35 protein-coding genes and 1 tRNA gene are annotated in these 26570 nt (G+C 34.6%); all 36 read right to left on the reverse strand.

The window, feature by feature from the left end; all coding sequences use genetic code 11:
- Positions 1–105 precede the first annotated feature (105 nt).
- Positions 106–1110 carry a linear amide C-N hydrolase gene (locus tag CPRO_RS10230; RefSeq protein ID WP_066051306.1) on the reverse strand — a complete coding sequence of 335 codons (1005 nt, stop codon included), beginning with the start codon at positions 1108–1110 and terminating at the stop codon, positions 106–108.
- A 463-nt stretch (positions 1111–1573) separates the two neighbouring features.
- A tRNA-Leu gene (locus CPRO_RS10235) sits at positions 1574–1657 on the reverse strand.
- Between the two features lie 126 nt (positions 1658–1783).
- The gene (locus tag CPRO_RS10240) at positions 1784–3490 is read right to left on the reverse strand and encodes a sensor domain-containing diguanylate cyclase (protein WP_157881667.1); all 1707 of its coding nucleotides are present in this window, start codon (positions 3488–3490) and stop codon (positions 1784–1786) included.
- 838 nt (positions 3491–4328) lie between these two features.
- On the reverse strand, positions 4329–4526 hold the full coding sequence (locus CPRO_RS10245; RefSeq protein WP_066051312.1) for a hypothetical protein: 198 nt from the start codon (positions 4524–4526) through the stop codon (positions 4329–4331).
- 1053 nt (positions 4527–5579) lie between these two features.
- Complete coding sequence (locus CPRO_RS10250) at positions 5580–5855, reverse strand: hypothetical protein (protein ID WP_066051315.1); 276 nt, start codon at positions 5853–5855, stop codon at positions 5580–5582.
- A 13-nt stretch (positions 5856–5868) separates the two neighbouring features.
- Positions 5869–7128: a phage tail spike protein gene (locus tag CPRO_RS10255; RefSeq protein WP_066051318.1), complete on the reverse strand. Its 1260-nt coding sequence runs from the start codon at positions 7126–7128 to the stop codon at positions 5869–5871.
- Positions 7128–7265, reverse strand: a complete 138-nt coding sequence (locus tag CPRO_RS15020) for an XkdX family protein (protein ID WP_236782342.1) — start codon at positions 7263–7265, stop codon at positions 7128–7130. The genes CPRO_RS10255 and CPRO_RS15020 overlap by 1 nt, the downstream gene beginning before the upstream one ends.
- Entirely contained in the window at positions 7262–7588 is a 327-nt protein-coding gene (locus CPRO_RS10260) for a hypothetical protein (RefSeq protein ID WP_066048777.1), read from the reverse strand. Before CPRO_RS10260 ends, CPRO_RS15020 begins: the two co-directional genes overlap by 4 nt.
- A 9-nt stretch (positions 7589–7597) precedes the next feature.
- Positions 7598–8653: a BppU family phage baseplate upper protein gene (locus CPRO_RS10265; RefSeq protein WP_066051321.1), complete on the reverse strand. Its 1056-nt coding sequence runs from the start codon at positions 8651–8653 to the stop codon at positions 7598–7600.
- A gap of 1 nt (position 8654) precedes the next feature.
- Positions 8655–9347 (reverse strand): phage tail domain-containing protein, encoded by a 693-nt coding sequence (locus CPRO_RS10270; RefSeq protein WP_082754326.1) that lies wholly within the window; start codon positions 9345–9347, stop codon positions 8655–8657.
- 1 nt (position 9348) lies between these two features.
- On the reverse strand, positions 9349–10869 hold the full coding sequence (locus tag CPRO_RS10275) for a hypothetical protein (protein WP_066051324.1): 1521 nt from the start codon (positions 10867–10869) through the stop codon (positions 9349–9351).
- Between the two features lie 44 nt (positions 10870–10913).
- A complete protein-coding gene (locus CPRO_RS10280; RefSeq protein WP_066051327.1) occupies positions 10914–11180 on the reverse strand; it encodes a hypothetical protein in 267 nt (88 codons plus the stop codon).
- Between the two features lie 11 nt (positions 11181–11191).
- Entirely contained in the window at positions 11192–11485 is a 294-nt protein-coding gene (locus CPRO_RS10285) for a hypothetical protein (protein ID WP_066051328.1), read from the reverse strand.
- A gap of 60 nt (positions 11486–11545) precedes the next feature.
- A complete protein-coding gene (locus tag CPRO_RS10290; protein ID WP_066051331.1) occupies positions 11546–12088 on the reverse strand; it encodes a hypothetical protein in 543 nt (180 codons plus the stop codon).
- A gap of 2 nt (positions 12089–12090) precedes the next feature.
- Complete coding sequence (locus tag CPRO_RS10295; protein ID WP_066051334.1) at positions 12091–12471, reverse strand: hypothetical protein; 381 nt, start codon at positions 12469–12471, stop codon at positions 12091–12093.
- A complete protein-coding gene (locus CPRO_RS10300) occupies positions 12461–12766 on the reverse strand; it encodes a phage virion morphogenesis protein (protein WP_066051336.1) in 306 nt (101 codons plus the stop codon). Before CPRO_RS10300 ends, CPRO_RS10295 begins: the two co-directional genes overlap by 11 nt.
- The gene (locus tag CPRO_RS10305) at positions 12763–13059 is read right to left on the reverse strand and encodes a hypothetical protein (RefSeq protein WP_066051339.1); all 297 of its coding nucleotides are present in this window, start codon (positions 13057–13059) and stop codon (positions 12763–12765) included. Before CPRO_RS10305 ends, CPRO_RS10300 begins: the two co-directional genes overlap by 4 nt.
- Positions 13056–13310 carry a hypothetical protein gene (locus tag CPRO_RS10310; RefSeq protein ID WP_066051342.1) on the reverse strand — a complete coding sequence of 85 codons (255 nt, stop codon included), beginning with the start codon at positions 13308–13310 and terminating at the stop codon, positions 13056–13058. The genes CPRO_RS10305 and CPRO_RS10310 overlap by 4 nt, the downstream gene beginning before the upstream one ends.
- A 57-nt stretch (positions 13311–13367) precedes the next feature.
- A complete protein-coding gene (locus tag CPRO_RS10315) occupies positions 13368–14192 on the reverse strand; it encodes a hypothetical protein (RefSeq protein WP_066051345.1) in 825 nt (274 codons plus the stop codon).
- A gap of 12 nt (positions 14193–14204) precedes the next feature.
- Positions 14205–14756: a capsid assembly scaffolding protein Gp46 family protein gene (locus CPRO_RS10320; RefSeq protein WP_066051347.1), complete on the reverse strand. Its 552-nt coding sequence runs from the start codon at positions 14754–14756 to the stop codon at positions 14205–14207.
- Positions 14757–14887: 131 nt separating this feature from the next.
- Entirely contained in the window at positions 14888–15643 is a 756-nt protein-coding gene (locus tag CPRO_RS10325) for a minor capsid protein (RefSeq protein ID WP_066051350.1), read from the reverse strand.
- The gene (locus CPRO_RS10330) at positions 15633–16949 is read right to left on the reverse strand and encodes a phage portal protein (RefSeq protein WP_066051352.1); all 1317 of its coding nucleotides are present in this window, start codon (positions 16947–16949) and stop codon (positions 15633–15635) included. Before CPRO_RS10330 ends, CPRO_RS10325 begins: the two co-directional genes overlap by 11 nt.
- 12 nt (positions 16950–16961) lie before the next feature.
- Positions 16962–18194 carry a PBSX family phage terminase large subunit gene (locus CPRO_RS10335; RefSeq protein WP_066051353.1) on the reverse strand — a complete coding sequence of 411 codons (1233 nt, stop codon included), beginning with the start codon at positions 18192–18194 and terminating at the stop codon, positions 16962–16964.
- Positions 18195–18326: 132 nt separating this feature from the next.
- Positions 18327–18899 (reverse strand): recombinase family protein, encoded by a 573-nt coding sequence (locus CPRO_RS10340; protein ID WP_066051356.1) that lies wholly within the window; start codon positions 18897–18899, stop codon positions 18327–18329.
- A 148-nt stretch (positions 18900–19047) separates the two neighbouring features.
- Positions 19048–19461, reverse strand: a complete 414-nt coding sequence (locus tag CPRO_RS10345) for a helix-turn-helix domain-containing protein (RefSeq protein WP_066051359.1) — start codon at positions 19459–19461, stop codon at positions 19048–19050.
- 14 nt (positions 19462–19475) lie between these two features.
- Positions 19476–19760 (reverse strand): hypothetical protein, encoded by a 285-nt coding sequence (locus CPRO_RS10350; protein ID WP_066051362.1) that lies wholly within the window; start codon positions 19758–19760, stop codon positions 19476–19478.
- Positions 19757–19912: a hypothetical protein gene (locus CPRO_RS15380; RefSeq protein WP_157881668.1), complete on the reverse strand. Its 156-nt coding sequence runs from the start codon at positions 19910–19912 to the stop codon at positions 19757–19759. Before CPRO_RS15380 ends, CPRO_RS10350 begins: the two co-directional genes overlap by 4 nt.
- A gap of 21 nt (positions 19913–19933) precedes the next feature.
- Entirely contained in the window at positions 19934–20488 is a 555-nt protein-coding gene (locus CPRO_RS10355; protein ID WP_066051365.1) for a M15 family metallopeptidase, read from the reverse strand.
- Entirely contained in the window at positions 20481–20690 is a 210-nt protein-coding gene (locus CPRO_RS10360; RefSeq protein ID WP_066051368.1) for a hypothetical protein, read from the reverse strand. Before CPRO_RS10360 ends, CPRO_RS10355 begins: the two co-directional genes overlap by 8 nt.
- 253 nt (positions 20691–20943) lie before the next feature.
- On the reverse strand, positions 20944–21468 hold the full coding sequence (locus CPRO_RS10370; protein ID WP_066051372.1) for a hypothetical protein: 525 nt from the start codon (positions 21466–21468) through the stop codon (positions 20944–20946).
- A 368-nt stretch (positions 21469–21836) separates the two neighbouring features.
- Complete coding sequence (locus tag CPRO_RS10375) at positions 21837–22370, reverse strand: hypothetical protein (RefSeq protein ID WP_066051378.1); 534 nt, start codon at positions 22368–22370, stop codon at positions 21837–21839.
- Between the two features lie 12 nt (positions 22371–22382).
- On the reverse strand, positions 22383–22577 hold the full coding sequence (locus CPRO_RS10380; protein WP_066051381.1) for a hypothetical protein: 195 nt from the start codon (positions 22575–22577) through the stop codon (positions 22383–22385).
- A gap of 81 nt (positions 22578–22658) precedes the next feature.
- On the reverse strand, positions 22659–23564 hold the full coding sequence (locus CPRO_RS10385) for a DUF3102 domain-containing protein (RefSeq protein ID WP_066051384.1): 906 nt from the start codon (positions 23562–23564) through the stop codon (positions 22659–22661).
- Between the two features lie 29 nt (positions 23565–23593).
- Positions 23594–23764, reverse strand: coding sequence for a hypothetical protein (locus CPRO_RS15595; RefSeq protein ID WP_200777673.1), 171 nt, complete (start codon positions 23762–23764; stop codon positions 23594–23596).
- Between the two features lie 1195 nt (positions 23765–24959).
- Complete coding sequence (locus tag CPRO_RS10390; protein WP_066051387.1) at positions 24960–25568, reverse strand: hypothetical protein; 609 nt, start codon at positions 25566–25568, stop codon at positions 24960–24962.
- A gap of 166 nt (positions 25569–25734) precedes the next feature.
- Positions 25735–26139 carry a hypothetical protein gene (locus tag CPRO_RS10395; protein WP_066051390.1) on the reverse strand — a complete coding sequence of 135 codons (405 nt, stop codon included), beginning with the start codon at positions 26137–26139 and terminating at the stop codon, positions 25735–25737.
- Positions 26140–26570 lie beyond the last annotated feature (431 nt).

The raw sequence follows: 26570 nt of genomic DNA on the forward strand, positions 1-26570 counted from the left end.
AAGAAACCAATATTTTTCACCTGTGGAACTACATGAGCCTCTCTAATTTGTTTTCTAACTTTTCATTGTCAAATACATCAACGCTGAAAAAAAATATCGTAAGATTTAATGGCAAAATGGCAGAAACTCTACAGGCTTAAATATAGAGCCCAAATCCAAAAGCTCTTGACCCAATTGTTCGTATTTTCTTTCATTTATGGATGCCTTGTAAATTTGCTGGTTGGTATGGGTATTCACGAAATATTCCCCTTTTTCTTGGTTTACAAAAGCCGTGTACAAGGTATAATCTGATGTATTACGTCCTGTGATTACAACACCCTTAGGGATGCTTACACTTTTCAGACACTGAAAACAAAGTTCAACGGCTGAATCATCATCCGGGGGTGTAGATGCATGGGTTTTTATAAATGCTGTGCGCACAAATCTTTCAGGTGAAGCAAATCCTCCTGGCAGTCCAAGGGTGCCTCCTGCTTGACTGGGTGGAGAAAGCTTCAACTTCCCCCATTGGACATCTTCACGTTGAGTCGAAGTGATGTTGCAATAATTATTTAGATTTGCCATATGCCAGGGGAAATCCGGTGCATTCGCAAGCACGCCAATTTGATTTTGAAAAACGGCAAAGCCCTTTTCGGTTTTCTCAATAACAACACATCTTCCGCCTTTATCTGTGGCAATCCAATGAAGGGGGGCGGCGGTCTTTGTTACAGGATCAGCGATGCCGATAAGGCTTACTTCCTTAACGGCTTGCTTTACATCAAATACTGTTGCGCATCCTCCAAGCAAATATTTCAAAAAATCAAAAGCAGCAAGCTGAATTTTTTTTGTGTTATGGTAAAGGGAATCATATTTTGCATATCCGCTGAAATAAAGAGCCGCAGCTGCAAAACCTGTTTCATTCACTCCATCGAAAAAGGCTAAAAGCCCTTCTAGCTGTTGCCCGATGCCAATAAATTTATACTTTGTTGTAATTCTTTTCATATCTGCAGCACTTTTCCATGTATATTGCCGCGGCGCTACAAAAAAATGAGGGTCAATATCATGAGAAAAATCCATATTTCTCCCAAAAAAACTTTTATTTTCAATTGTTTTCATTGTTATAGAAGTGCACATTATTGATCCCCCGTTTAATAATTTTTATAAAAATATATATATGAAGTTTATAATAAAAAAGAATATGCGAAAGTTAACCTAGGAAATATGTTATTTAACGGTTGGAAATATTCTATCTTTTATTTAGTATCCGAATTGAAAATAAGTTTCTTTAGCCATTATGCTGAAAGAGATCGTCAAACTGATTGCCTCACTGTGTACACTTATTTCGGAATATTTGCTAAAGTCTATGAAATATATTTTTGAATATTGTCTATCTCCAAGACGACAAAAACAAATGGGTTTCTTTCACAGAATCTTCCCTGACTATTCACAAGTTGTCCTACCAGCAATCTCTATCTTCAACTTTAATAATTTTCATCTCTCTTCTTCTCCAACAATAATAATCTTCATTGATCCCACATTGTCATAAATAACGAAAAAAGCCATATATGAGTATAAACTCATATATGGCTTTCGCTAGTGCGGATGGTGGGACTCGAACCCACACGATATCACTACCGCCAGATTTTGAGTCTGGTGCGTCTGCCAGTTCCGCCACATCCGCATGGAAAACTGCTTGACCATATTAACATATATTTCAACATAATGCAAGTGTTTTTTCAAAATTTATTGCTAGCCTTTTGAAAATTTTCCTGACATACTCAAACAGATTCCAATACTTACACAAAATCTAATCTGCCAACATAAAACTGTTTTTGCCCTTTCCCTTAACTCTATACAGCGCTTGATCGCCACGCAAATATAATTCATTAAAGTCAGCCCCATTTTGGGGAAAACAAGCAATCCCTATACTACAGGTAACAATTGCCTCATCGGACTTCATTTCTTCTTTTTCAAGGGCTTCACATATTTCAGCAGCTTTTTTTGCAGCCTGCTCTTTATTTACATTTTTAAGAAACACCGCAAATTCGTCTCCGCCAAGACGCCCAACATAATCACTGTTACGAACACAGGCCTTTAAAAGCTCTGCCGTCGCAACAAGCACATGATCCCCCAATACATGACCATATCCATCATTTATCTGCTTAAAATCATCTAAATCAAGTAAAAGCAACGCATGGTTCTGGCTCCCCGATTCTCCGTTGAGGCTTAAATTCGCATAAATTTCAAATGCCATTCGATTGAGCACCCCTGTCAACGGATCCTTTTCTACCTGCATTTGTAATTTTGATATTACCTTCATCTGCTGATCAATGGGTACAATCATGCCATAACACTTCAATGGTATGCCATGTCTATCGTGCCATACACGATAAACAAACTGATGCCACTGTATGTTTCCATCTTTCCCCAGCAGTCGATATTGGGCATTACCCGTTACCTTACCATCAATTAGCTCTTGTCCCAATTTCATGAAAACCTCTCTATCTTCCTCAAAGATAAAAGGATGAGGCTTAGCAAAATCACTAATTTTGTGCATAACCGGATTTCTTCCAAATTGTTTGAAATAATTATTATTGACTACAAAGGTATCCTTTCGATAATCTCCCTCAAAGGAAATCATTCCGGCAACTTCCTCTGCCGTTCTTAAGCAATTGTTTTCCTTTTCAACCGCCGCCTTTTCATTTCTAATTAAAAAATAAATGAGTATGCATGCGGCAATATTTATAAACAGCATCTTTACAATTAAGTCTATTTTTAATTCCTCAAATAAATCATCATTTTGTGTAACGAGATACTCTGGTAACGTAGAAAATAAATACCACCCATTTATTTCAAGGGGTGTATAGGAGGAATACCAAACCTTGCCTTCACTGCTATAGATAAATAAATTTTCTTTCTCCGCCCCATTATCCAAAGTTTTTTCTAAGGAAATGTTATTTGCGTTAAAAAAAGCTAAAATATTGTTTTGTCCATCAAAATGTCTATTCCCCGGATGCCAGCCCATAATATTTCCCTGTTTATCTGTTACGCACAAAAAACCCTCTCCGCCATATGAGTCAGAAAGAATGTATTTCTCCACGGACTCATAATTCACATGGGCAATTAATAAGGCTTTTAATATATTTCCGGAATAAAGAGGTGTTGTTAAGATAATTTCCTCATCCCCACGTCCTTCCTCTTGAAAGAACTGTATGCTACGGCTTTTTCCAAGTGCCTCTTGAAAAAATCTCTTTTGGGAAATATCCACAATTATGCCATCCAAATATGCCGCCTCTCCCGTTTCAATATCAGCAATTGCAATTTGCTTAAAGTCACTTAATAAAGTATTATATTCTCTGAAATGAATTATATTTTCTTTTGAAAAATCATCTTCTTTTACAACATAATCAGCCAAAGCTTCCAGCATAATCAATTGTTGCTCCATTCTCTGCTGAAATCGATATCCCATTACCTCAGCATCTTCACGAAACGCAATCTTTCTTTGCTCTTGCATTATACTTTTGCTATAACTTAAATATTCAAATGTTTGAAAAGAGGTGACTACAAAAAAAATAATAGCAATCAGAAAAATATGCCTAAATTTCTTATACCAATGCATATATTGTCCTCACAATCTGATTTTGTGACAAAAACTGTGGTTCACTTTTTCAAAATCTCTATTCCAATTACATTTTTTACTATCATTATATAATATACATTCTTTTTTCATTGAAAACAAGCAAATGTTAGTAGAAAATATTTGTTTGTTTTTGTACAATTTTTTTCTATATTTTGTAATTTATGTAACCCCGTTTATAAATAAGCCTCTACAAAATTATTGGTTCTATAATATCTATGCATTTTAACAAATACAGAATGAATAAAAATGGGATGATTTGAAAATTTCACAAATCGTAAATGCTTTCACTGAATTTGTATCCCTTTCCATTAATTATACCCAGTCCCGTCTGCCAATATTTTAAAAATCCTCATTTAAGCGAAAAAATAAAAACAACTGGTTTAAATTGTTTCTCCTTTACCCTGTAAGAATACAAAAAAACACCCAAAATGGGTGTTATAGTTAAACTGCGCTATTGCCTTACTTTATTTAATGAATTAACACCAACCGTAATACCTAGCTTTATAAAAGTCAAAGAAAAGAAAGTAATTATCAACACCACACTTGTGTGATATTATAAATATGTTCTTTGACATTTTTACGAACGCCTTTGAAGGCGAACTTTAAATCATCTTCTAAATCCATATCCAAATATATTGTTTAATCCAATTATTTAATATTCTCTAGCACCTAACTGCCCCCACAATAATCAACTATCATGGTCAGTTCGAAGTTATTTTTCAATTTTGTCTTCATAGTTGTTTGCTTCTCTTTCTTTTTTTGCAAGTTTCATTAGCAGACACTGCAAACAACATAACACAGATGCTAATACGCACCCTATTAAACGTTCATTTAAAATCACATAAGTAATAAAAGTGCTTAATGCACAAAAAAAAGTTAATATATTAAGTACTGTTACCTTACGATTCATTGTATTAAACTCCTTCCAATAATATAAAAATACATCATTTATTTAAAATTATCAAGCGTTTTAACTAGGTGTCTTCTATGGGGTACGCATTTGTCAGTCCATTTTCCACAGAGAAAATGAAATTTACAGAAATTATAGATGTTCAATTTTATGGGTTGACTTATTTATCCACCTAAAAATTTCTGTCTACGAAACGTTTCAAGAAATGGGATTTTAGGTACTTATTAACTCAGTAAGTCTAATACCAGTATCAAAAAACATTGCAATGATAATCTTATTCCTACATCCAGAAATGTATTGTCGCTGTAACATTTAAGCTTTTTTCTTATATCCTCTTTGGTAAAAGTCCTTATAATATCTTTTTCCTTTCTTACATTCCCCACTTCTTGTGTAGGAATTTTAAAATATCGGAACATTATCTTATAATTCAATTTCAGTAATTCCTTTATTTCCTATAAAGTCAAGTGAAAATTTTAATCATTGGCAATAGTTTTTATTTCCATAAAAATAGCCTCCTTCTCCTGTAAATTTTCAACAAAAGAAAGAGACTATCATTGTCATAATTGATTTTTTAACAACGCTTAAAACTTATCATACTAAATCAATCATTGTCATAATTGATGTTTAGTATCGGTAAATAATACGTTTTTATAAAAACTTAGAAATCTTCAAATCACTGGTTATCCACAGAATACATATGGGCAATTAAATCAACAACTTTATTACTATAACCCCATTCATTATCATACCACGCAATTAATTTTACAAAGTTATCATCCAGGATGATTCCGGCTTTTTCGTCAAAAATACAGGTGTTGGGGACGCAGTAAAATCAAGGGTTTCAAGAGTTTTTGTCTAAAAATCCAATTATGATAATGAGTTTCCTTATCTTAAAAACCATTGTTTTTTCAAACCACATCATTATCATACTAAAACACACTTTATTTTTCGTACTACAATGAAGATTATCATACTAGAAACCTTATGTCAAATAGACTTTTAGAAGTAAAAAAAAGGGTATATAGCCATCACACTATATACCCTAATATTTTCTTACATCGTTCCCCCACTCAACAAAAACCCAACCACAGCAGCCACAATAAAAGTAATTGCTTTCTCAACAATACTTTCCCATCTCTTAGCTGGTTTTTCAGCTAAAGCCTTTACATCTGCTTTAATTTCTCCAACATCTTTCTTTATGTAACTTTGCTCAGTTTCCATTTTTGCGAAAGCATTTGTAAGCTGCTCTAAATTATCCTGACGTTTTTCTAACTTATCCTGTCGTACCTCTACATTCTCAATTCTTACTGACATTTCATCATGATTCATTCCATCAACCCCTTTATGTTACTAAATTTCCATTACTATCTATTATTGTTTTCCATGTACCATTAACCCCTGTGCTACTGAATTGCAAGCCACCAGTACCCCAGCGAAACAATTTTGTTGCCTGTGTGTAATTAACATTATCCATGCTGATATAAAGTGTATTGTTTGCTATGGTAATATTACCACTGATAAGGTTTAATACCTGTTTTACCTCAGTGCTTGCACCCAAAGCAGTTGAAAGGCTTTTCTCTCCGCTGGTAATACTGCTTGTAATATCTGCCACAAAATCCCCTAATTCAACGGTACTGTATTTCTCCAATAAACAATCCCACTCATAAGAGATAACCTTCGCTTTCTTACTAAAGTTCATCTTACTATTTACCACTGTCACAACGTCCCCTAATTGAACATCTTCAAGGATAGCAAAGTTCTTATATTCCTCTGTCTTTGCCAATAGCTGAAAATCAGCCTTAATATTTACCGTTGGCAAGTCTACCCCACTATTCAATATACTTTGGGCAAAAGCTGTAAGTTGTGCCTGTGTGGTAAGGGAAGAATCTTCATACTTTCTTGCTTTGGGATACGGATAGTCATTGATATGTGAACTACTCACAGGCGAACCTATTAAGCCATCCTTACCAATAGGAAATATTTTTGTGGCTACCTCGCTAATATCTTCCTCAATCACTAAGCCTATAAGGTTTTTACTATATCGGATAGAAACCCCTTTATCACTGCCAATGGAGGGTAAGAAGGAAATATTATAATTATCCCTTAATATCTCACCACCAAAAACAGAAACAAAACTATCATTGTCTTTCCCATCTCCTAAAAGTGCAGCTATAGGATTGATACTAGATACTGCCATGCTTCCTGTGCCTGTCAGTGTGGTATTAAATGTAAATGGCATAGAATAATTAAAACTTGATTTCAAGCTATTCAATGTGCTTTGTGGTGTCTGTGCTGTGATACCGCATGATTGAATAAAGTTATCCAGTAAATCATAAAAGATATGACGGGCATTCACTGCAATACTTTCCATAGTAGGCTTAATGTTATAAATCCTGAAAGGCTGTTTTCCCCTTGGCGTACTTACACATAAAATACGTCCCTTTTCAATGTCCTCCCATTTCCCCCACTCATCATAAGGGTGTTCCATCTCCAATTCATACAGGCCGTTTAACTCCTCTTTTACAGTACAAAGGCTCGGAAGCAATGCCCCCAAGCCCAAAGTATCAAATGTTGTGCTATTCTTTTCATGTATGGTAATCATTAAACCACCTCATACTCCTGCCCTGTGATTTCTGCAAACTGCTCTGCTGTGATTTTGCCACTTTTTACGAACATGCCTACATTCTCAGCAGAATAAATCTGAGAATCAAAATACCGCTTTACAATTTTATAAATCATCTCACCACCCCCTGTTGATTCAGCAGTAATTCTGCTAATGTTATATCAATTTCTGTCTGCTTGCTTAGAATCAATTGCTGATTTAACAGCATTTCAGCTTGTAGGACTTCATCTTCTATGAGTTCCATTGGGTCTGGCTCCAATTCTGGAATAATAGGTTTATTTGCTTTGTATTCTTCTTTCGTTATTTCCACTATTTCCTCTGACGGAATATTGTTTACTTCATATTTCAAAAATATATATCCTTCATAAGAATAACTTTCTTCGTATACGCATCCAGCTTTTATTTCTGGAAGTACATTTCCTTGTTTTTTATAATACATAATAGCCTCCTATTCGTATAAAGCATAAAAAATTCTTATGTTTCTTGTTGAGGTGGGGTTGTAAGTTATGGTTAAGTTATTATTAAATTCTATAACTGAAAAATGTTGTCCAGAGTATCCTGAATATGAGCTTGCTTTTAGAATTTCCATATCGCTCATCGAGGTAGTCAAATACAACCAAGCCATTGCATTCCCAGAACTATAACCCATCGTGTTAGTATACGATTTACCATCAACGCTAATTGTTATACTGTCAGAAATATTAACTGATAATGCCGTTACGCTATAAAATAAACCAGCCCCATTAATTACTGTTGTGTTGTTACTGCTTACTCCTGCAGTTACAGACGCCATCTTCCTTGATAAAAACATTTGCTTTTTGTTGATTAATGCATTTAGCTTCCCCATTACCGTCCCTGCCGTTGCCGTTCCACCTGTGTCCGCAGTATTCCCCAACCTCTGCACAACCCCATCCACAGAGTTGTTATTGATTGCATTTTGTAGCAATGTTGTCAAATCCTTGGAAACATAGTTGCAAAGATATTCCCAAGCATCCCACATGGTATCAATGGTAAGCTGCCCTGCAATCTCCCCGGGGACACCGATATTTTGCACCATGGTAGTCATTAAGTCATGGGCTTCGTAAAGGTTTTGATATAGCACCACCAATGCGCCATATTCGTTACTACTTTCCACAGCTCCTGCAGAAATCAGACTTTTCACTATATGTATCTTAAAGGGCTGTGTGCTGAGAACTTCCAAATTATTTTTGTACAAAATTATCTGCACTTCCAAGTCCTGCGCCACGGCCAACGCCTGAGAAGTCAATTCAAACTGGCACCTTCCTGCGGTTGCATTGGTAATGGCTCCGTTGTTATAAAACTCCGTCCCATCAGCCTTTTTCCCATATATTCTAACCTCATGCCCTGTGAGGTTAATTGCTGTACTGCCGTCTAATAAAATAACATCTAAATATCGGCTTTTGGTATCATTTTGCACGGCTGTAATAATACTTGTTACTTCTTTATTTACATCAATTTCTAATTTCTTATAGACTTGCGCCATCTTATAACCATCTCCAATTCGGTTTTATTTCTAATCTTGTTACACTTCCCGTCCAACTGATTGTATTCGCCCCCTCTTGAAATTTAGGGAAATCCAACGCTGAAAAGGAATTGTTTTTATTTGTACTATCCTTATAAACTTCTTGAATCTCACTGTTGATAGTGACATAGCCGTCAATTCCAGTAATCGTGTAGTTTTTTTCATTAATCGTAAGTGCGATATTCCCTGTACCATAAACTGTGATAATTGGTTCGCTGTAAATGGTTCCTTGGTTGTAAATCGTTGTGGGTGCAGTAAGACTCAATTCCTCATCTGCTTTATCCACAGAATATTTAAAAGGGAAACAATCAAACTGTACTAGGAAATCATTCAAATTCAGCAGAATGTTATTAAAAGGTATCTGGTTCTTGATGAATGCCCGATATACTTTATCTGGTTCACTGCTGAAAATAACTTCGCCATAACCATTCAGCCAAGCGCTAACATCATCAATACGGCTTCTGTCCATCACCTGACATTCGGCTTCTTTTGTATAGTTTTCATATGTATTGGTATCCTCATGTAAGATACCGTTTCGCCCAGCAATTTGGATTTCATTTACCCTTTTTGTTGGTTTATAAATGGAGGGTGCTTTCAGCATAACCACACCCATATCAAGGGAATTTATCCCTTTAAACGTAAAATATTGATACACCTTAAACACCTCCTGTAGCTAATTTCTTAGATTTCCTGTAAAATTCCATTTCTCTCATTAAGTCCCCTGTAGTTCTGCCGTTGCTGTTCTCAACTTTTTCAATGTTTACAATAAAGTTTTCCGTCTTGCTTCCACCGTTTTCTCCATTGCGGTATCTATCGGCTTCGGCTTGTGTCAGTACCATTTCCCCTTTGTGTAGAATAGACTTATACCCATCAAAAGGAACATAGGACAAGCCGTTTCTATGGCTGCCGTCTGAGTCGTCATCGTCCTCCGACATTTCACTTTTACTTTTTCTCCAGAATGTTAATTTATCAGTCAGCCAATCTACTGTATCTTGCACCCATTTTTTTATGTTTTCCCATACACTTTTCAAGCCATCCCATAGTGAAGTAAAAATACTCTTTCCTGCGTTAAGAAAAAACTTTGCTGAATTGGTAATCAATTGAATAAGCCCATCAAGCAAAATAGAAAGAAACTCTTTTACTCCATTCCAGAATCCTTCCCAATCTCCATTGAATAAAGCTGTAAAGGCGCTAAATAAGGCTTGTATTCCCCTAAACGTAGTATCAATGAAAATCTTAATCTGTTCCCATACTGCATTGAAAAAAGCACCTTCAGTCTGTGCATTCTTTACCAATGCCTTTATGACATCAATTAAACCGCCTATAAGTTGCCCTGCTACGCTAACAACCTCCTGAATGACTGTAAATGCCGTACTCACAACCTCTTGAATGGTAGGCATATTATCAAGAATGAATTGCCCCAATTCCATTAAAATAGGCATTACCTCAACACCTACCTGCGTAGTAACAGCCCCGAAACTACGCTTTATCTGGTCTACCATATCAGTAAAAGCCACACCGCTGTCTATGGCATCGTCACCCATTACAAGACCTAAATCGTGTGCTTTTTGTCTCATTTCCTCAATGCTTCCAGCGGCACCGTTTAGCATAGGCATCATTTCAGAGCCACTTTTACCGAACAATTCAGTAGCCAATCTTGCTTTTTCCGTTTGATTTTCCATGCTTTGTAATGCTGACATAGCATCAAACATTACATCCTCTTGTTTACGCAATGAGCCATCTGCATTTGTTACAGCAACCCCTAGCTTTTGAAATTGTTCTATATTATTTTTATTGCCACTGGCTACCCCATCCATAGCAGAAGTAAGGGTTTTCATCCCTACTTGTAACTGTTCAACCGACATACCCGATTGAGAACAAACAAAATCCATTTCTTGAAAGGCTTCTCTTGAAATGCCTATCTTTTGGGACATTTTATCTATTCTGTCTGTGGCTTCGGCTGACTTTGTAGCCATCCCATATAAAGCTACTGCGCTTGCACTAACGGCGGCAGTTATGCCTAAAACAGCAGTCTTAACACCACCAGAGACATTGTTTGCAAAGGTTTTCATCTTGCCATCTGTATTTTCGGCTTGTGTTGAAAAGTCTTGTAATTTCTTTGTACCGTCTCCACTATCCACAACAACCTTTGCTACTAAACTGCCTAAATCTATCATTCATTTCTCACCTCCCAAAAGGCACTAAAAAAGACAGCATAAAACTATACCGCCTTTCCGAATTTCTCTCTTAATTTATTTTTATCAGGTTTTGTCTGTTGTAAAAGCCAACAATCCTCAAGGTATTCTCTGCCCTCTTTAAATTGTTTATATTTATATACGAAAGCATCTTTAAAATACTGCCTATACTCATAACAGTTCAATTCAAGACATTCCTTAAAGTTTAACCCTGCATATTCCGATACAGCTTTAATATCCTCCGTTTCAACTAATAAATAACTAGGTATTTCATCCCCTGTATTGGATGGCATACAAGGGATGATTATTTTCCCAACTGTGTCTGTGCTCCCTCTAAATACTGACTTATAATGCTTTTACCTAAAGACAAAGTGACGAATTTTTTAATGGTTTCATATTCGTAAACATCACCATCAATGTTAGAATTGAAAATCTCTTGTAAACAAAGATAAAATACATCAAGGGCTTTTTCTTCGCTCTGATTTCCCATAGACATCATTGTTCTGAGAAGTTTCTCTGTGGGCAAATAGCATTCCATTGTCTGTCCACCCAAGTCAATAATAACCGTTGGATTGGATAATTTTTCTAGATTAATCATTTACATTCCTCCTATAAAATAAATAGGATACTGTAAAATACAGTACCCCTTCATCATCATTTACGCTACAATGCTGCTATCCTCTTCCTTGTACAGAATCAGAGTTCCTTCGTTATCCTGTGGCTGCGCTTTAAATTCTGCGTTGATAACCGTTTCCTTATCTTTAGCAAATGCAAGTTCAAATCCAGCTTCATTGCTGCCGACAATTGTAATACGAATATCACCGTCCACCGCATCCTCATGTACAAAATGGATTACATATTTCTTCCCATCATATTTAGATGCACCACCGATTTTTACAATTCTGATTTTCTTTGTTGCATCCTCTGTCACTCTCGCAGTAGAACAAAGTTTTTGCAATGTTTTTCCATTCCAAGTCATAACACCAGATTTTAAAACGGCTTCTTCATCGGTAATCATTTTTTTAGATACTATACCTAAATCATCCTTTGCTTCGTAAAAACTAGGTTTATAACTCAACGTTGCACCGCCCTGAATGTATCCCAAAAGTTTAGTTTCGACTTCCAAAACAGCATCTTCAGGTAAAGCACCAGTAAATTCATCAATGTACAGTTTGCCACTACCTAATACGATTTTTTCCATGTTTAAATCATCCTTTCTCGAATTGACAAAATAAAATAAGCCTTAATGATGTGTTGTTTGGTTTCTTCAATAAAAAGACTCCCTCCACCATTCAAGGCTACGTTTAAAATGTCATTGTTTAATTGTTTATTTCCAACTGTAATTAATAGCTGTTTTACTCTACTCAATATACTCTCAGCTTTACCATAATCGGGACTAATACAGTTCATTTCTAGCTTGCTTTGTGCCTTAATTCCATCACTCGAAATGATAGAATATTTATAGCTGATACAAGTTTCAGCTTTCCCTTGATTCATATAAATTTTACTGTCTGATACAGTAGCACCCAAGAGGGAATATAATTCACTGTCAGCTTTTAGAATTGTTAAAATTTCATTCAGCATTGTCAAGCACCCCCTTAAAACAATCCTTAATTTCTTGTATGTTTTCCTGTATACTGTCCTCAAGAAATGGATTCTTTTCATGATGGTAGGGTGCATATTCAATATTGCTGCCAATGTAGCAAGTATCGCCCTCTACATCATGAGTAATACTTCTTCTAAGTGTGCCAGTGTCAACGCCACATTTTACTTTTGCGCTGTTCTCTACAATGTACCCAGCTCTATCAAGTCCTTGCTGAATCGCAGAGGGAAGTATGTTGTTTATAATATTTTCTAGGTTCAAAGAAATTTCATTCATACTTTCACCTCTTCCAATACAAGCTGAGATAATCGCCCATTGATAAAGGAGGTTATCTTATACTCATGATAGGAATTAGAAATCTTGTATTCTGCGCCTAATTCAAATTGATTAAAAGGTGTAACCCCTTGCAAGGCTTTCACAAAATAACAAGTATTTGTACCCATTACTTTTAGGTGCTGTTCATTGACATAGACTTGAATATCCTCAAGAAATTCAAAATCATTTTTGCTATTGCCATATTCGTCAAAGGTTTCTACAAGCTGATACAATTTATAAGTTTCATACCTCATAGGAATCTCACCTTACTTTTCGGCTGTGAAACACTGTCCAACATAACCCTTATATAATAAGGATAAAACTCGTTATAGTTTTCTGAAATCCCAGAGATTGAAACACTATTCAAACCTTCATTACCTTCTTTGGACTTGTGACACTTCGCCATTTCTTGAATAATAGTAAGGTGCTTCGCATTCGTTTCATCATATAGAATGTTGGTATAGGCTTCAAATACAGCTTTTGCTACTTCTAAATACTGTTCCATTTTCTCACCTCATTATAAAAGGGGTACGCCTAATTTGGCGCACCCCCTAACCATTTGTTAGACTGCCTTTGTCAACTTAATAGCCTTTTTCTCGTTATCAAGATATACAATACCAGCGAACTTAGTTACAAAAGTTTCCTTCTCCAATTCATTATATACGTCAGTAGTAACCGTTGCATCGGTTTTACATTCATAAACAACTGTATCCTTAGATGCAATAATAGCTTCATCTTCAGCCAATTTATTAGAAATAACAATACTCAAACCATCAACAGTTTTCACCTGTCCAGAGAAAATAATTTCTCCGTTGTTTGCAGCTTTAACCTCCGCTGATTTCTTCAACTGTGAGTACATCTTAGGAGAAACCAGTAAAAACATTCCTTCTCTTGATTCAAGATTCAATGTTGCAAGTGCGTCCTCTACCGCATCCCAATTAAATGTTGTGTATTCACTTGTCTTTGTAATGGTTCTTAATGCTGTATAGAAACTATCATTAATAAAGTTGTATGTAGTTTCTGCATTGCCCTGTGCCATCATTGTTAATGTGTTGCTATTCTGACGTTTCATTTTATCGGTGATGTCGAAAGCCTGCTTTTTTGCTTTAATTCTTAACTCTTGAATCTTATAAGATAATTTACCTCTTTGCTCTGAAGGAACTACTTCGCCCGTATCGGCATCTACCACACCACCCTCATAGGTGTATGTAATCTTTCTAATCAAATCACCATCTTCACCCTGCAATGTAAATTTTGTAGTGAATAAATTCTTTGCATTAATCAAAGAAGTAATTGCTGTTTCAAATGCATTTTTTACAACCAATGCTTCAATGTATCCTGCTGTTGTATCCTGTACTGTTGTTACACTTCCGTTAATTGTTGCCATATTATCGTCTCCTTATTTTAAAAAATCTGGATTGCTCTTTAAAAAAGCAATCTTTTCGTTGTCATTTAACTGTGCAAACTTCTCTTTTGTCATGCCTGTTTCTAATCCAATGGTAGAAGTTTTTGGTGTATTGCTACCGATACGTTTTTCAACCTCTGCTTTCACGGCCGCCTTAAAAAGCTTGTCCAGACTATCAATCCTAGCTTGTGCTTCCTCTACATCGTCACCAATCTCAATTAAATCTGCAAAACGAGCATCTAAACCTCTCGCAGATAATACTTTGGTGATTTCTGTCTTAGTCTGCATTACGTTAAACTCCCTGAGTTTGTCTTTCAGCTCTTGAATTTCCATATCCTTTTCAGCCTGTTTCCGCTGTTGTTCATCCAAACCAGAAAGAGAAAGTTTCTTTTCATAATCTTTTTGCTGTTTCTTCAAAGCCTGTGTAACTCTTTTGTCGGCTTCAGATTGAAGTAAAGCCATAACCTCTTCTTGAGTGTATGTCTTGTTTTCAGTATTTTCAGCTTCCTGCATTTCATTAACATTAATGTCTGTATTTTCTTCCATGTTAAAATCCTCCTATTTTAGTTTTGTCACTATGCGACAACCCTTAATTTTTATGTTGTATTAGTTGTTTCTTTAAAGCCTAACCCCTAAAAAGGCATAAAAATAACACCCTCCCAAATTAAGAGAATGCCTTAATCAACATCTATAAGAACGGTGCAATGACAATGTGGATGCAAAGGTAAAACACTCTGATTAATATTAAAATGTTTCCCTGTAAACTCTCTAACACAATCCTCACAGGCATCTGGTTCAATTAAAATACTATAGCTTGTATATCCCCTGTCCATAGCCTTTTGCCTTGCAGATTCATTAAATACACGTCCCGTTTCCGTTACAGTAATCCGTTTGCTACTGGAATAAGCAACATTCATTCTTTCCTGCAATTCCTTTGCTACTTTTCTTACGTCCTTACCCTGTAATGCTGACTTAGTAACACTATCCTCAATCTGCAAACGCAATTTGTCCATATCGTTCCATATGCGCTCTGAAAATATAGCACCCTTGTAATTTTGGCTAATAATTTCTCTTGCAACCTGCTCATCCAGAAATGAGAATGTACCTGCAATGCCTAGAAATTTATCCATAGATTCATAGCCATTTTGAAAAGTATTATAAAGGCTTGTCTGCATAAATTCAATATTCGTTTCTCCAAGTTTTTTTAACTCCTTGGATAACAAGGCTTGTAAGTTGGACATTCTATTTCTCTGGTAAAGTGCTGATTGTGAAATCTCACCCTCTGCCGCCATATCAAGCCATATGTTAAGCAATTCACCCTTAATATTGTTGAATGCTTTTCTATACAATAATTTTAGTGGACGTGCCACTTGCTTTTCAGATAGCTTAAGCGCATTTTCCATTCTTTCAGCCCAATAGGTTTTACTGTCCATCATCATCACCACTTAGAATATCATCATCATATGAATTAATAGAATTTTCCTGTTCCATTGCTGACAATTCCCCGTCAATATCATTAATGAATGGAATTTGAGATAATAGCGAACGCTTGCTAATATAAGGAGCGAATTTTGCAATACTATCAGACAGTGCTGTAAAATCTGTGGGCAAATTTCTAATAAACGTAATTTTCAAATCCTCAATAGTAATGTTGCTACCTAAAAGATTATAATAATTACATACCATCTCCCACCGATTTAATAAGGCTTTACGGAAATAAGTTTCTTTGGTGGCGCATTTCTGCTCGAGAGATAAAAGACTTAATCGGGCTGCCGTTGCCGTTGTATGAGACTTATTTTCTAACTCACTGATACAGGAGAACATCTTAATATCACTTGCAAGGCGATTTTTAATATTTTCGCTCTCTGAATTATTACTATCCTTATTCAGCCAAGAAACATCGGATTGCATACCATTTTCAGTGTCTTCAATGCAGATAATTCTATTCTGTTTCATTGTAATAATTGCTTCTTCGTCAAGGTGAGTGTTGCGGAATACCAGATATGAATCTTGTAATAATGCCCTGAAATTCATGTCATCGCTAACGCAGGTATCCAGCCCATCGATTAAAGTATGTACCTTCTCGGCATCCCCTATTAAATCCTCATTGTTATAATAGATATTAATGGGAACTTCCTTAAAGTAGTGCTGTTCCTTGCCAGTGAGAACCGTTCCATTTACAGACTTGCTATAATAGGTAATTTCTCGGCTATCATAAACTTCAATGTTGGTTGTAGTTTCATTGGTAAGAATGTCTGTTGAATCCCAAAAACGAATACAGTAAATCAATTCCTTTGTAATATCCGTTGAATAAATAGGAATTACTGTACTAGGCTCAATCTTTTCAAACTGGACTTGTTTATTTCCATTAATAAAAAGAAGCTCCGCAGCTATACCATAAATTGAGCAATCCTTTGCTAAACTCTGGTTGTGAGAAACTTCTTTTACTGTGTATGAAGATAAAATATTTTTCAAGTCCTCGCTTTTGGTGTCGTATGTCACAGGTGCTCCAGCAAAGTAGCCGCTAATTAAAGTTGTGATATACTCGGAAAATGGATGGGCACATTTATTGTTTGGTTTCGTAACATCAACAAATGTGCGGCTCATGATGGTATCGTTTTTACAGTCAAAATACCGCTTATTCTTCAGCAATCGTGGCTGATAACGAAACTTGAAATCTTCTATATATTTTTCTATTCTTTCAATAGTTAGTGCTATGTTTTTGTCTAGGTAATACAATGTTTCACCCCTTTATAATTTTATGGTTAATATGTTGGCTTTCTTCTTTACAATCTGTAATGAATATCTTAAGGCATCCACCAAATGACAATACCCATTGTCTAAAGGCTCACTTGTATATTCATCGGTATTCTTATCCTTCTTATATGAATAATTGTCAAATTCATCTTGCGTATGAACACATGAAGGATGAACAATGATTTCATACTGCAATAATTTCTGCAAACCATGTTTAATACTATCTTTACCTTTACGGCATGGTGTAGCCCTGTCAATGCCAAGTCTCTTTATTTCTTGAATGGACTTTGGTTCTGCACAATCAAAGAATATTTTTTCCTTGTGGAAACCCTTGCTCATAATCATTCGTGCAATATCTGTGTTAAGCATTCCCCTCTGATAATGTTCGTCAAAGATATAAAGTTTCTTATCTGTATCATCCACAACGGCAGCAATAAACGCTGTCGGGTCTTGATAACCAAAATCACAGCCCAACGCTAGAAATGTTCTGTTGTTTCCATTGTATAGCTTGTCTTTCCAATTAAATTCCTCTACTTCATAAGAAGGTATAACAAGTTTGTCAAGTGTAGCAAAATCACCTTCAGCTTCAATTTTATATCTAGCTGGATTACGCTCCTTTAATCGTTCAAGTCGTTTCATAGTGGCATCATCACACCATTTATTATCTTTGTAAGTAGTTTTGAGAATAAATGTATCCTCTGGAATAATACCTGTGTCAAATCCAAAATATTTATATACCCAATTTTGCTTGCTTACAGGATTAAAGGAGAAATAAATTTCTTTATTCTTCGCCTTACCTCTGATAGTACCGTCAATCAGTTCCACATCATCTACAGAAAAGTTTGTACATTCTTCAAGCCACACCGTATCAATATTTACATAGCCTTTGATACGCTCCGAATCTTGCAAGCCAACACATTTTATCCAACTGCCATTAGGTAATTCTATTGTATGGTTAGACTTATTAATTTTACATTTATCGTAAAGCTTGAATTTATGTAATGTATCAAGTGCCATTCTCCAAACAGTGTCCTCAACTTTATTGTCCTGCTTCATCATAAATAGCATTTTACATTTTGAACTTAATGCCTTTATGATTAGCTTGTCTACAATAAAGTAAGATTTGCCAGAGGAACGTCCCCCGTAATAGACATTATAGCGGTGAGAATAGTCTGTAATTTGGGGAAAATATACAGGATTAAAATTTCTTTTGTCTATGTTTAACAATTAGTAATCACCTCTTTCTACTTGGGTTTAAAAATCGTGTGCGTAAAATATTGGTAGTAAAACACCCCACCCCATACTCCCCTATGAGGGTGTCCCCCCCTATCTACGCAAAATAAAAGAGAGCAACCATTATTAGTTGCCCTCATACGCTTTAAGTAGCTTATAGAATGTTGTCTTTTTTAATTCTAATATCTTCATCATATCAACTGCTTTGAGTGAATTGTTTTTATACAGCTTATAATACTTATCCCATTGTACAGGGTATTCAATAGCCTTTCTGCCTTTATATTTGCCTTGCTCCTTGGCTATAGCAATACCTTCCTTTTGTCTGTCCAGAATATAATCTCTTTCCAATTCAGCAACGGCAGCAAATACAGTAAGCATAAACTTTCCTGTTGGTGTAGTTGTATCTATGCTTTCCTTAAGAGAGATAAACTCAACACCCTTTTCTTTTAACTGTTCCACTAGGCTTAATAAGTCCTTAGTATTCCTAGCAAACCTTGATATACTTTCTACTATAAGCTTATCCCCTCTATGTAGCTTGTCCATTAAGCGTTTGAGCATTACTCTATCAGTAACATTCTTACCGCTAACCTTTTCAATAAACACATTCTCAACAGGTATATTATGCTCTTTAGCTTTAACCTCTTGCCTAGCTGTATTCTGTTCTTTGGTGGATACTCTGATATAAAAATAAGTCTGCATACAATCACCCCTTAGAATGATTATAGCAAATAGTTCGTTTAGAGTCAATATTATTTACGAACGTTTTTAGTATGAATTTACAACGAATCTATCACAAAAACTAGCGTTCATAAAATGATTTTTTAGAATATACCTCAAACGAACGCTTTTATTCCTCATTTTCATCATCTTTACTACCATCAAAGAACGAAACTACAATGTTTTCTGTGGTATTTTTTTCTATGTTCAAATCGGTTTTCAAGTATCCATTTAACCTTAATCCAGTTTCCAACGCTTTCATTACCGTTCTATTGTCCTTACATTCGAGCATTTTATCAAGCTTATCCATGTATTTAGCTAAACTTACCTTATACAATCTTTCACACGCTCTTCTATACTCTTCCTGCCAAATTGTATTGTCAATCCATCCGTACAAAGTTGTACGAGATACGCCTAACTTTCTACACGCTTCCCTCTTATTACCACCGTTATCCAATAATTCTACAATCATTTTTAACTGAATCGGTGATAACTCTTCATGAACTTTGAATCTTCCTCTTACATCTCTTTCATTGTTAGCCATACTATCACTTCCTTTCATTTGTTTCTATTCATAAAATACAATTCCCTTAAACATTCGTTTATGATTTCTAGCTGCTTTTCATTGGACATTTTTTTCTTGTGTTGGATATTAAAAATACATAGTTCCCCTTCATCATTTAAGCGAAAGAAACCATCATATTTTAACATCCCTACATTGTCGGAATAGAGGAGAATTTTGTCTCTTGGCAAACCATCAAGTTTTAACATAGTGTCATTCTGAATTTGCTCATAATATCTTTCGTAACTAATTGGACAAAACTCAATTTTTGTAATTGTCATTTTTTCTGCTCCTTTCTGACATCAAAAACTATATTCTCTTTTTCTAATTCAATAATTTTCTTTTCTGCTGTCTCTAACCATTTTAAATACAATTCACATCTATCTTTATACCATTCAGCCCGTTCAGTTTCATTACTCCAAGGTACACACATTTTTATTAACCTCCTGTAATATTATCTTTCAATCACTGGCACACTTCCCTTATTGCCAACCCTTAAGCCCAACACGTCCGCAAAATCTCTAGTCTTAATATAAGTAATTCCGTCCTTACGAATCATATCAACCTTACATTCCTTACCATCAACAATAATTGTACCCTGTTCTACCATTTCATTCTCCTTTGGTGACTTCCATTCCTTACTAACCTCAAAATGCGGCTTATCTGGTGTACTCCAAGTACCACCCCAAGTTATACCTAACCTTTTAGCAACCTCTCCACACTTGGAGAAGAAAGTATTATCTGAATATTCACGGCCACGAACATTTTGACAAATATCCCATGCCATTCTATCAGTATGCCTACTATTCTTTGTCCATGTAACAATATTCCCTGCCCTAGTTCTACCCTGTTCATATAGCCAATTCTGCCGAATCTGAGGACGGTAAGTTTCAGTAATGCAAACATTCAAGCCTACCTTTTTACACTCGTCAAGGAAGAGATTACAAGCTATTTGAGCCAATGGAGATAACTCTTTAATGTCTCTGCAAGCTTTGATAATATCACTCATTGTTATTATCCCCTTTGTCATTCAATTTCTTAATCTGAGTGCCAAAATAGAAACCAATTACAACTGTAAATATGGTAAGGAACTGTTCTCCTGTTATCCTACCTACAATAGCCAAATAGGAAAATACGCCACTCAATAAGATTGTAATAATACTTTTCACCGTCAACAAATTCTGAATTGTCACCTTTGAATTATCTCTCATGTTTACTTACACCTGCCTTAAGTTTAAAATAAATTTTCTTGCATGATAGATATAAAAATTTAATGAACAACTCAATCAAGCTTACAATAATAATAATCACTGGCACAACAAACAATGAAGAAACAACAAACATACTTACCAATGTCCATAGTACCGAAAATGTTAAAAAACTCATAAATATTTACCTCCTTATGTGTATAGAAAAAGGAGAGAGCAATTTAACACCCTCCCCTAAACAATGTTTAGTGCTGAATTATAAAATATCGTCAATGTCCTCAACATCAAGCATTCTTACATATTTAACCAACCTATGATTATTATTTTCGCACCACACAGAGAATTTATTGATATTTACAAGTAAGCCTGTTACCTCTCTATTATCAATAGTCTTGGTAATGCTTCTCAGCATAGTCTTATGGCTGTCTATGTATTCCTCTAACGTTTTCTTAGTGTACATCCATAAAATCCCATTGTATTCGTCAATGTAACAATAACAGTTAGCTTTGGAATTATAGTACCAACCTTTTTTACCTGTGTCCTGATACATTTCGATAAACATATTCCCTGACCTGTGCATTACAGAGTCAAATTTTACATCAAATCTTGCTGTCGTGCCATCTTGATACTGGACAATGAAGTCAATACCACTTTCAATTCCCAGAAATCCGTCTGTACCTACATTAATACAAATAATACCTTTGTCAATGCAGAAATCATGAAACCATTTCTCTCCTACTTTACCATGCTCTAAGTCTTTATTAAATTGCAAATTGCTCATTCTGTTAATCCACGCTTACCTTTCTTTGTGTCCATCGTTAGTTGTTTGTTGTTTACCCTATAAGGATTGCTCTATAAGTTAAAACCCTTAGCTGCAAACTTGCTTGTCAGCAAGTTCACACCTTGTCTTGTGTTCCACAAGCCAGTATTAACCTTTAGTTTTTATTTAGATAATTTACTCTGGATATTACATTTTAACTTTAAATAATTAACCTTTAAGATTATTCCTAACTATTGTACTTTACACTTGTTACCACTCTGATAAGATATAAGAAGGACAAAACGGCCGTAAAGCTTGTAAATACAGCATTTCTTTGAAAATTTAGGGGGTAATTTTTACCCCTTTTTTTCTCTAAAAGGGGGTAATTTTTACCCCTTTTTGTAAGAAACTTTACTCCATTTGCTATCTTTGAATAGTTCAACTATACCCCTTTTTATGTCTCTACCACGAAAAAATAAATAAGGATTGACAGCAATACAATTCATTTCTTTATTACATTTTTCATCAAACCATTTTATTTTTTTTATGACATCTTTCTTCTCTAATGATGCAACTAATTTTTTTACGTTGGTATAATCTCTATGTATTATGTCTGCAATATCTGTTATTTTCATAGGTTTATCATTAATTCTTAATATGTTGTCGTTGTATGATATGTAGTTAATAAGTGTACTAATTGTTATAACCTCTGTGCCTGTTAATTCCTCATATAATTCATTGCAGTCACAAAGGTATACTTTGACAAATGGAACTGTTTTGTTAAAATTAGTTATGTATTCTGCAACGTGTTCATCTTGTTGTTTGGTAACAATTCTGTCACCCTCGCATAATTCCATGATGATTTCACCAGTAGTAATATCAATTACATTATGCCCCGTCTTAACTTTTTCTGATTTAACCATATTACAATAATCTTATCCTTTCTTATTTCTCTTGAATTCCTCACACTTGATACACCACATGTCATATACTTTTGCACTGGCGGCTGTGTCGAATACCCAAAACTTTTTCATCGTTCCATAATGGATGTCTACATCTAATGGCAATACACCATGTTCAATGTAGTATCTTGCTTGTGTGGGATTGTAAATATACTTTTTTTGGCTCATGTGTTTAGTCTCCTTTTTTTGAAAATCACCCTATCCAATTACTGAATAACTGGACAGGGAGATATATTATATTTATCTGTCTTAGTTATGCTTTGCTTTTAATTGAGCAATTTCTTGACGTTTTTCTTCCATCCAATCATCAAGTTTCTTGTCAATTTCATCACCTTCATTAACGAACTTGTCCATATATTCTTGAGACTTCTCTTTGTCACCAAAATAAAATTCACGCCAAGCAACGGCTAACCAAAAAATAGATGTTCTAGTATGAAAATTGGAAGATAAGAAATCATCTAACAATAAATCATTTAATGAATAGTTGCGTTTATTTTCGCTATGTAAATAATGTGCTGGTATTGTTACAATTCCCAAATCTTTACACGCTCTAACACGTTGGTGTCCAGAAATAATAGTATTATCACGAGTAATAATTACTGGTTGAATGATTCCATATTTTTCTATGCTAGTAAGAAAATTTAAATAATTTCTTCCTTTCATTTCTGGAAAATAAAAATCATGATTTGGAAATGGTTTTAACTCGTCGACAAAAATTTCATATGTATTCTCATCAAGTGTTCTATCAACAATGTTCCAGAAATCATTTACATTCTTCTTGTAATCTTTAATTCTCTCTTTCATTTCTCTTGTGGAAATGTTTTGCAAATCATTTTCATTCATAAAATCTTCTCTATCATCTACTGGTAACTCAGCTAAAAGATATAACTTTGTTGAATCCAAATTAGAAATCGCTTGCGAATTTGAACCAAACTCACGAGTAATTTTCATTAATTGGTTCGCTGTACGTTGGCTAAAATCAACTTCATTTTCAAGCCATTCTCCAAATTTACCATGTGGAAGTGATTCTTTTACTTTGATTAAGATTTCACCCATTTTAATAACATTGTTCATTGTTGCGTCTTTAAGTCTAATAAATTCCTTTGTCATTACTTTAATTTCATCATCTTGCATTACTTTAATTTCGTTTGTCATTTTTGATTCGCTCCTTTTGTGTTTTAAAATCACTTCTCCATTAACTTCTCCATTAATTCTTTACTGTACTCGAATACGAATACACTTCTCTTGCCGTCAATATCATTCTTATCTGGTTTAATATCAATCATGGTAAAACCTTCTTTCAATAACTTTCGTGCTGCTTTGGCTGTGAAAATTACGATTGAATCTTTGTTCATGGGGAGTCCTCCTTTCTTGTGTGGTGAGTTTGGTTGTCGGTAATTCAGACATCCGAAAAGTTACTAATTGTCACATTAGAATTCTAAAGTATCTTTGGTATACTTTTGAATTGTCGGGATAGTCGACTTTTGGATATGCATATTGTGCATTTCTTTTTTTTCGGAAACGCATCGCATGTGCCGAAACTGGCACCTCCGATTTTTGGACAATAAAAAACCACTAAGAGTTATTTCTCTTAATGGTTGGATAAACGTTACTATTAAATTTTCTAAATATGTCCTCCATAGTAGCGGTATTTTAAAACCCATAAAATGTGGACTATTTTATTTTTAGTCGTTTAAAATAATCCATGAGTTGTGGGTGAAGAACCTCGTGGGACATATCGTTACATTTTATACTCTCTACCTTATAGGAAAATCTCAGTCTTGTTAGGTATCACCTGTAAAGCTAGAGAAATCAAGGGTTGCAAGCAAAAATTTTAATTCTAATCATCGTGACAATTTATATATACTATTACCATATAGGAAAATCTCAATTTGAAAATGCATGTCCAGAAAAGCCTGTAAAATCAAAGGATGTAGACGATTTATAAGAATTTTAGAATATATCCTAAATTGCTAAATTTGATTTATATTCACGATTTCGTTCTAATTGCTTATCATAAGCACAAGCTTTACAATATTTTTGGTTATTTGTGTTTCGTCTAACTAATATCCCACAATCAGCACATCTGATATATTTTTCACCTTTACCCTAATATACAGAAAAAATGAATTGTCCACAAATGGCTTAATATCAACGAAAACTAGGGTTTTCTATTTCGCTATAATTGGGGATTCACAAATTGCATTCTCACATCTTTTATTACACTTTTTGCTCGTCCCCTTATTGTCATTATCTCTGTTTTTGAAAATGGTTGCTAACCCTTGAAAAACCTACATTTTATAGGTGTTTAGACTAGACTACCTCATTTTTTTGTCCCCTAAAGCTGAAAAATTATGCAAAATTTTATTTACTATTACCATAATATAGATAAAAATAAAAATACTTGTAATCCTTGATTTTACTAGGTTTGCAAGATTTTCTAATTACGAGAATTAAAATATTTTTCTTTTTGATTACTTGCTCTCCACAATATGTAGGGAAACAAAAATATTAGTTTTTGCTGTATTTTCAAGGGTTTCAATGGATTTTTCAAAAATCTCCATTATAGGGGTTCATCATTTCATCATCGCCATCCCAAGAATCATAGTCATCATAATCATTAAAGAAATTCCCTAGTAAAACATACTTGAAATTACTTGTCAAAGGATGCTTTGGTTGATATTTATATCTTACATCTGTGTCCTTTGCTCTTCGTTTTCTATAACCTAAAAATTCATGTAATTCATGTTTTACTTCTTCTATTTCCTTTTTCAGCTTTGCATCATTCAAATCTATTTTAGAGGGATTAATTCTTTTAAGTGCAATATTGGTACAAGTATCAACAAAGATTAAATTGTCTGGTGAATTGTTCCATGGGTTCATATCTATCTGTTTCAAAATATATTTTTCTTTTGTTCCTGATAATCCAAAAGCATTGGCAACTAAACTTTTCACCCAAAATTTTTTTCGTTTAAAAAGAATATATGTGTCATGTTTACATAATGATTTTTCAATATGTTGCTCCATAATAAATGTATATCTTTTTGCGCCTTTCTTTTTGTAACCTTTATCACATCTAATTCTACCTTTATTACTTGCTGAAAATCCTTCCAGCAATTCTACGTTTTTTATTGGTTTCCAAGTTTCTTGTATTTCCATTTTTCTCCTTTTGAAATTGTGGTTTTATGTGGTTATCAAATTTTTATAAATTTAATCTTCCATAAGATTAAATGATATGTTATAATGATTTATCAGAAAATTAATACATATCATTCATCCTATGGTGAGTGGCTAGGCTGTCAGTATATTAGATATTGGCAGCTTTTTATTTTTGTGTACTGTCAATATAAGCCAATACATCTTTTCTCTCAAGTTCGTCATATACCATATGAATAGTTCTAGTACTGAAATCACCAAGGTAATTACAAACTTCCATTGCATTTTTCCATCTATCATCATTACTCCAATGCTCTGCTAATTGCAAACCATCTCTAGTTATGTCAAAAAGTTTTTCTTCAACTTTAATTATTGTTTTTGTAAAACCATCTGTTATATGTCTATCTACGAGCATCTCTTCTAATGCAGTTTTTATCATTTCCAAGTTATAACCATTAGCATCATCTGGTTGAATAATTGGATACTTCGCACCATTATAATCTTCTGATTCTTTCATATTTTCCATTGTTACTAAAATTTTTCTTTTAAGTTCCATCATTTTTTTGTTGTCCATAAATTGTTCTCCTTTTTTAATTAACTCTTTTGACAGTGACTAATAATACATTTCTACTTAATTCTTATGTACTTCGCTAGGTCATTTACATCACCACTTTCTTTACTTACCAACTAAAGAATATTTGTTCTCCTTACGCTAATATAATACTCCTGTTAGCACTCGTTGTAAATGACTGCTAACAAATTATTTTTCGACAAATAACGTCAACATGATAGTGTGTATTAAATATCACACATGGGGTATGTCGCATTTCGTTACCCACCTACATATCTACCGTTTCAGGTGTCGTGAAACCCGACAGCTTGAATTCCCCGTTGTACCTGACAAGTCGTTGTGAACGACTTAGGTATACCCTGTTTTGGGGTAGCACCTTTACAATGTGTACCCTTTTTATATTCATCTTACAAGTGTTTATGGAAGGTTTCCCG

The sequence above is a fragment of the Anaerotignum propionicum DSM 1682 genome, from assembly GCF_001561955.1.
GTDB lineage: Bacteria > Bacillota > Clostridia > Lachnospirales > Anaerotignaceae > Chakrabartyella > Chakrabartyella propionicum.

Coding starts and splice junctions, on each gene's coding strand:
- CPRO_RS10230 (WP_066051306.1), bottom strand. CDS start 1,110: ATGTGCACTTCTATAACAATGAAAACAATTGAAAATAAAAGTTTTTTT.
- CPRO_RS10240 (WP_157881667.1), bottom strand. CDS start 3,490: ATGCAAGAGCAAAGAAAGATTGCGTTTCGTGAAGATGCTGAGGTAATG.
- CPRO_RS10245 (WP_066051312.1), bottom strand. CDS start 4,526: ATGAATCGTAAGGTAACAGTACTTAATATATTAACTTTTTTTTGTGCA.
- CPRO_RS10250 (WP_066051315.1), bottom strand. CDS start 5,855: ATGAATCATGATGAAATGTCAGTAAGAATTGAGAATGTAGAGGTACGA.
- CPRO_RS10255 (WP_066051318.1), bottom strand. CDS start 7,128: ATGATTACCATACATGAAAAGAATAGCACAACATTTGATACTTTGGGC.
- CPRO_RS15020 (WP_236782342.1), bottom strand. CDS start 7,265: ATGATTTATAAAATTGTAAAGCGGTATTTTGATTCTCAGATTTATTCT.
- CPRO_RS10260 (WP_066048777.1), bottom strand. CDS start 7,588: ATGTATTATAAAAAACAAGGAAATGTACTTCCAGAAATAAAAGCTGGA.
- CPRO_RS10265 (WP_066051321.1), bottom strand. CDS start 8,653: ATGGCGCAAGTCTATAAGAAATTAGAAATTGATGTAAATAAAGAAGTA.
- CPRO_RS10275 (WP_066051324.1), bottom strand. CDS start 10,869: ATGATAGATTTAGGCAGTTTAGTAGCAAAGGTTGTTGTGGATAGTGGA.
- CPRO_RS10280 (WP_066051327.1), bottom strand. CDS start 11,180: ATGCCATCCAATACAGGGGATGAAATACCTAGTTATTTATTAGTTGAA.
- CPRO_RS10285 (WP_066051328.1), bottom strand. CDS start 11,485: ATGATTAATCTAGAAAAATTATCCAATCCAACGGTTATTATTGACTTG.
- CPRO_RS10290 (WP_066051331.1), bottom strand. CDS start 12,088: ATGGAAAAAATCGTATTAGGTAGTGGCAAACTGTACATTGATGAATTT.
- CPRO_RS10295 (WP_066051334.1), bottom strand. CDS start 12,471: ATGCTGAATGAAATTTTAACAATTCTAAAAGCTGACAGTGAATTATAT.
- CPRO_RS10300 (WP_066051336.1), bottom strand. CDS start 12,766: ATGAATGAAATTTCTTTGAACCTAGAAAATATTATAAACAACATACTT.
- CPRO_RS10305 (WP_066051339.1), bottom strand. CDS start 13,059: ATGAGGTATGAAACTTATAAATTGTATCAGCTTGTAGAAACCTTTGAC.
- CPRO_RS10310 (WP_066051342.1), bottom strand. CDS start 13,310: ATGGAACAGTATTTAGAAGTAGCAAAAGCTGTATTTGAAGCCTATACC.
- CPRO_RS10315 (WP_066051345.1), bottom strand. CDS start 14,192: ATGGCAACAATTAACGGAAGTGTAACAACAGTACAGGATACAACAGCA.
- CPRO_RS10320 (WP_066051347.1), bottom strand. CDS start 14,756: ATGGAAGAAAATACAGACATTAATGTTAATGAAATGCAGGAAGCTGAA.
- CPRO_RS10325 (WP_066051350.1), bottom strand. CDS start 15,643: ATGGACAGTAAAACCTATTGGGCTGAAAGAATGGAAAATGCGCTTAAG.
- CPRO_RS10340 (WP_066051356.1), bottom strand. CDS start 18,899: ATGCAGACTTATTTTTATATCAGAGTATCCACCAAAGAACAGAATACA.
- CPRO_RS10345 (WP_066051359.1), bottom strand. CDS start 19,461: ATGGCTAACAATGAAAGAGATGTAAGAGGAAGATTCAAAGTTCATGAA.
- CPRO_RS10350 (WP_066051362.1), bottom strand. CDS start 19,760: ATGACAATTACAAAAATTGAGTTTTGTCCAATTAGTTACGAAAGATAT.
- CPRO_RS15380 (WP_157881668.1), bottom strand. CDS start 19,912: ATGTGTGTACCTTGGAGTAATGAAACTGAACGGGCTGAATGGTATAAA.
- CPRO_RS10355 (WP_066051365.1), bottom strand. CDS start 20,488: ATGAGTGATATTATCAAAGCTTGCAGAGACATTAAAGAGTTATCTCCA.
- CPRO_RS10360 (WP_066051368.1), bottom strand. CDS start 20,690: ATGAGAGATAATTCAAAGGTGACAATTCAGAATTTGTTGACGGTGAAA.
- CPRO_RS10370 (WP_066051372.1), bottom strand. CDS start 21,468: ATGAGCAATTTGCAATTTAATAAAGACTTAGAGCATGGTAAAGTAGGA.
- CPRO_RS10375 (WP_066051378.1), bottom strand. CDS start 22,370: ATGGTTAAATCAGAAAAAGTTAAGACGGGGCATAATGTAATTGATATT.
- CPRO_RS10380 (WP_066051381.1), bottom strand. CDS start 22,577: ATGAGCCAAAAAAAGTATATTTACAATCCCACACAAGCAAGATACTAC.
- CPRO_RS10385 (WP_066051384.1), bottom strand. CDS start 23,564: ATGACAAACGAAATTAAAGTAATGCAAGATGATGAAATTAAAGTAATG.
- CPRO_RS15595 (WP_200777673.1), bottom strand. CDS start 23,764: ATGAACAAAGATTCAATCGTAATTTTCACAGCCAAAGCAGCACGAAAG.
- CPRO_RS10390 (WP_066051387.1), bottom strand. CDS start 25,568: ATGGAAATACAAGAAACTTGGAAACCAATAAAAAACGTAGAATTGCTG.
- CPRO_RS10395 (WP_066051390.1), bottom strand. CDS start 26,139: ATGGACAACAAAAAAATGATGGAACTTAAAAGAAAAATTTTAGTAACA.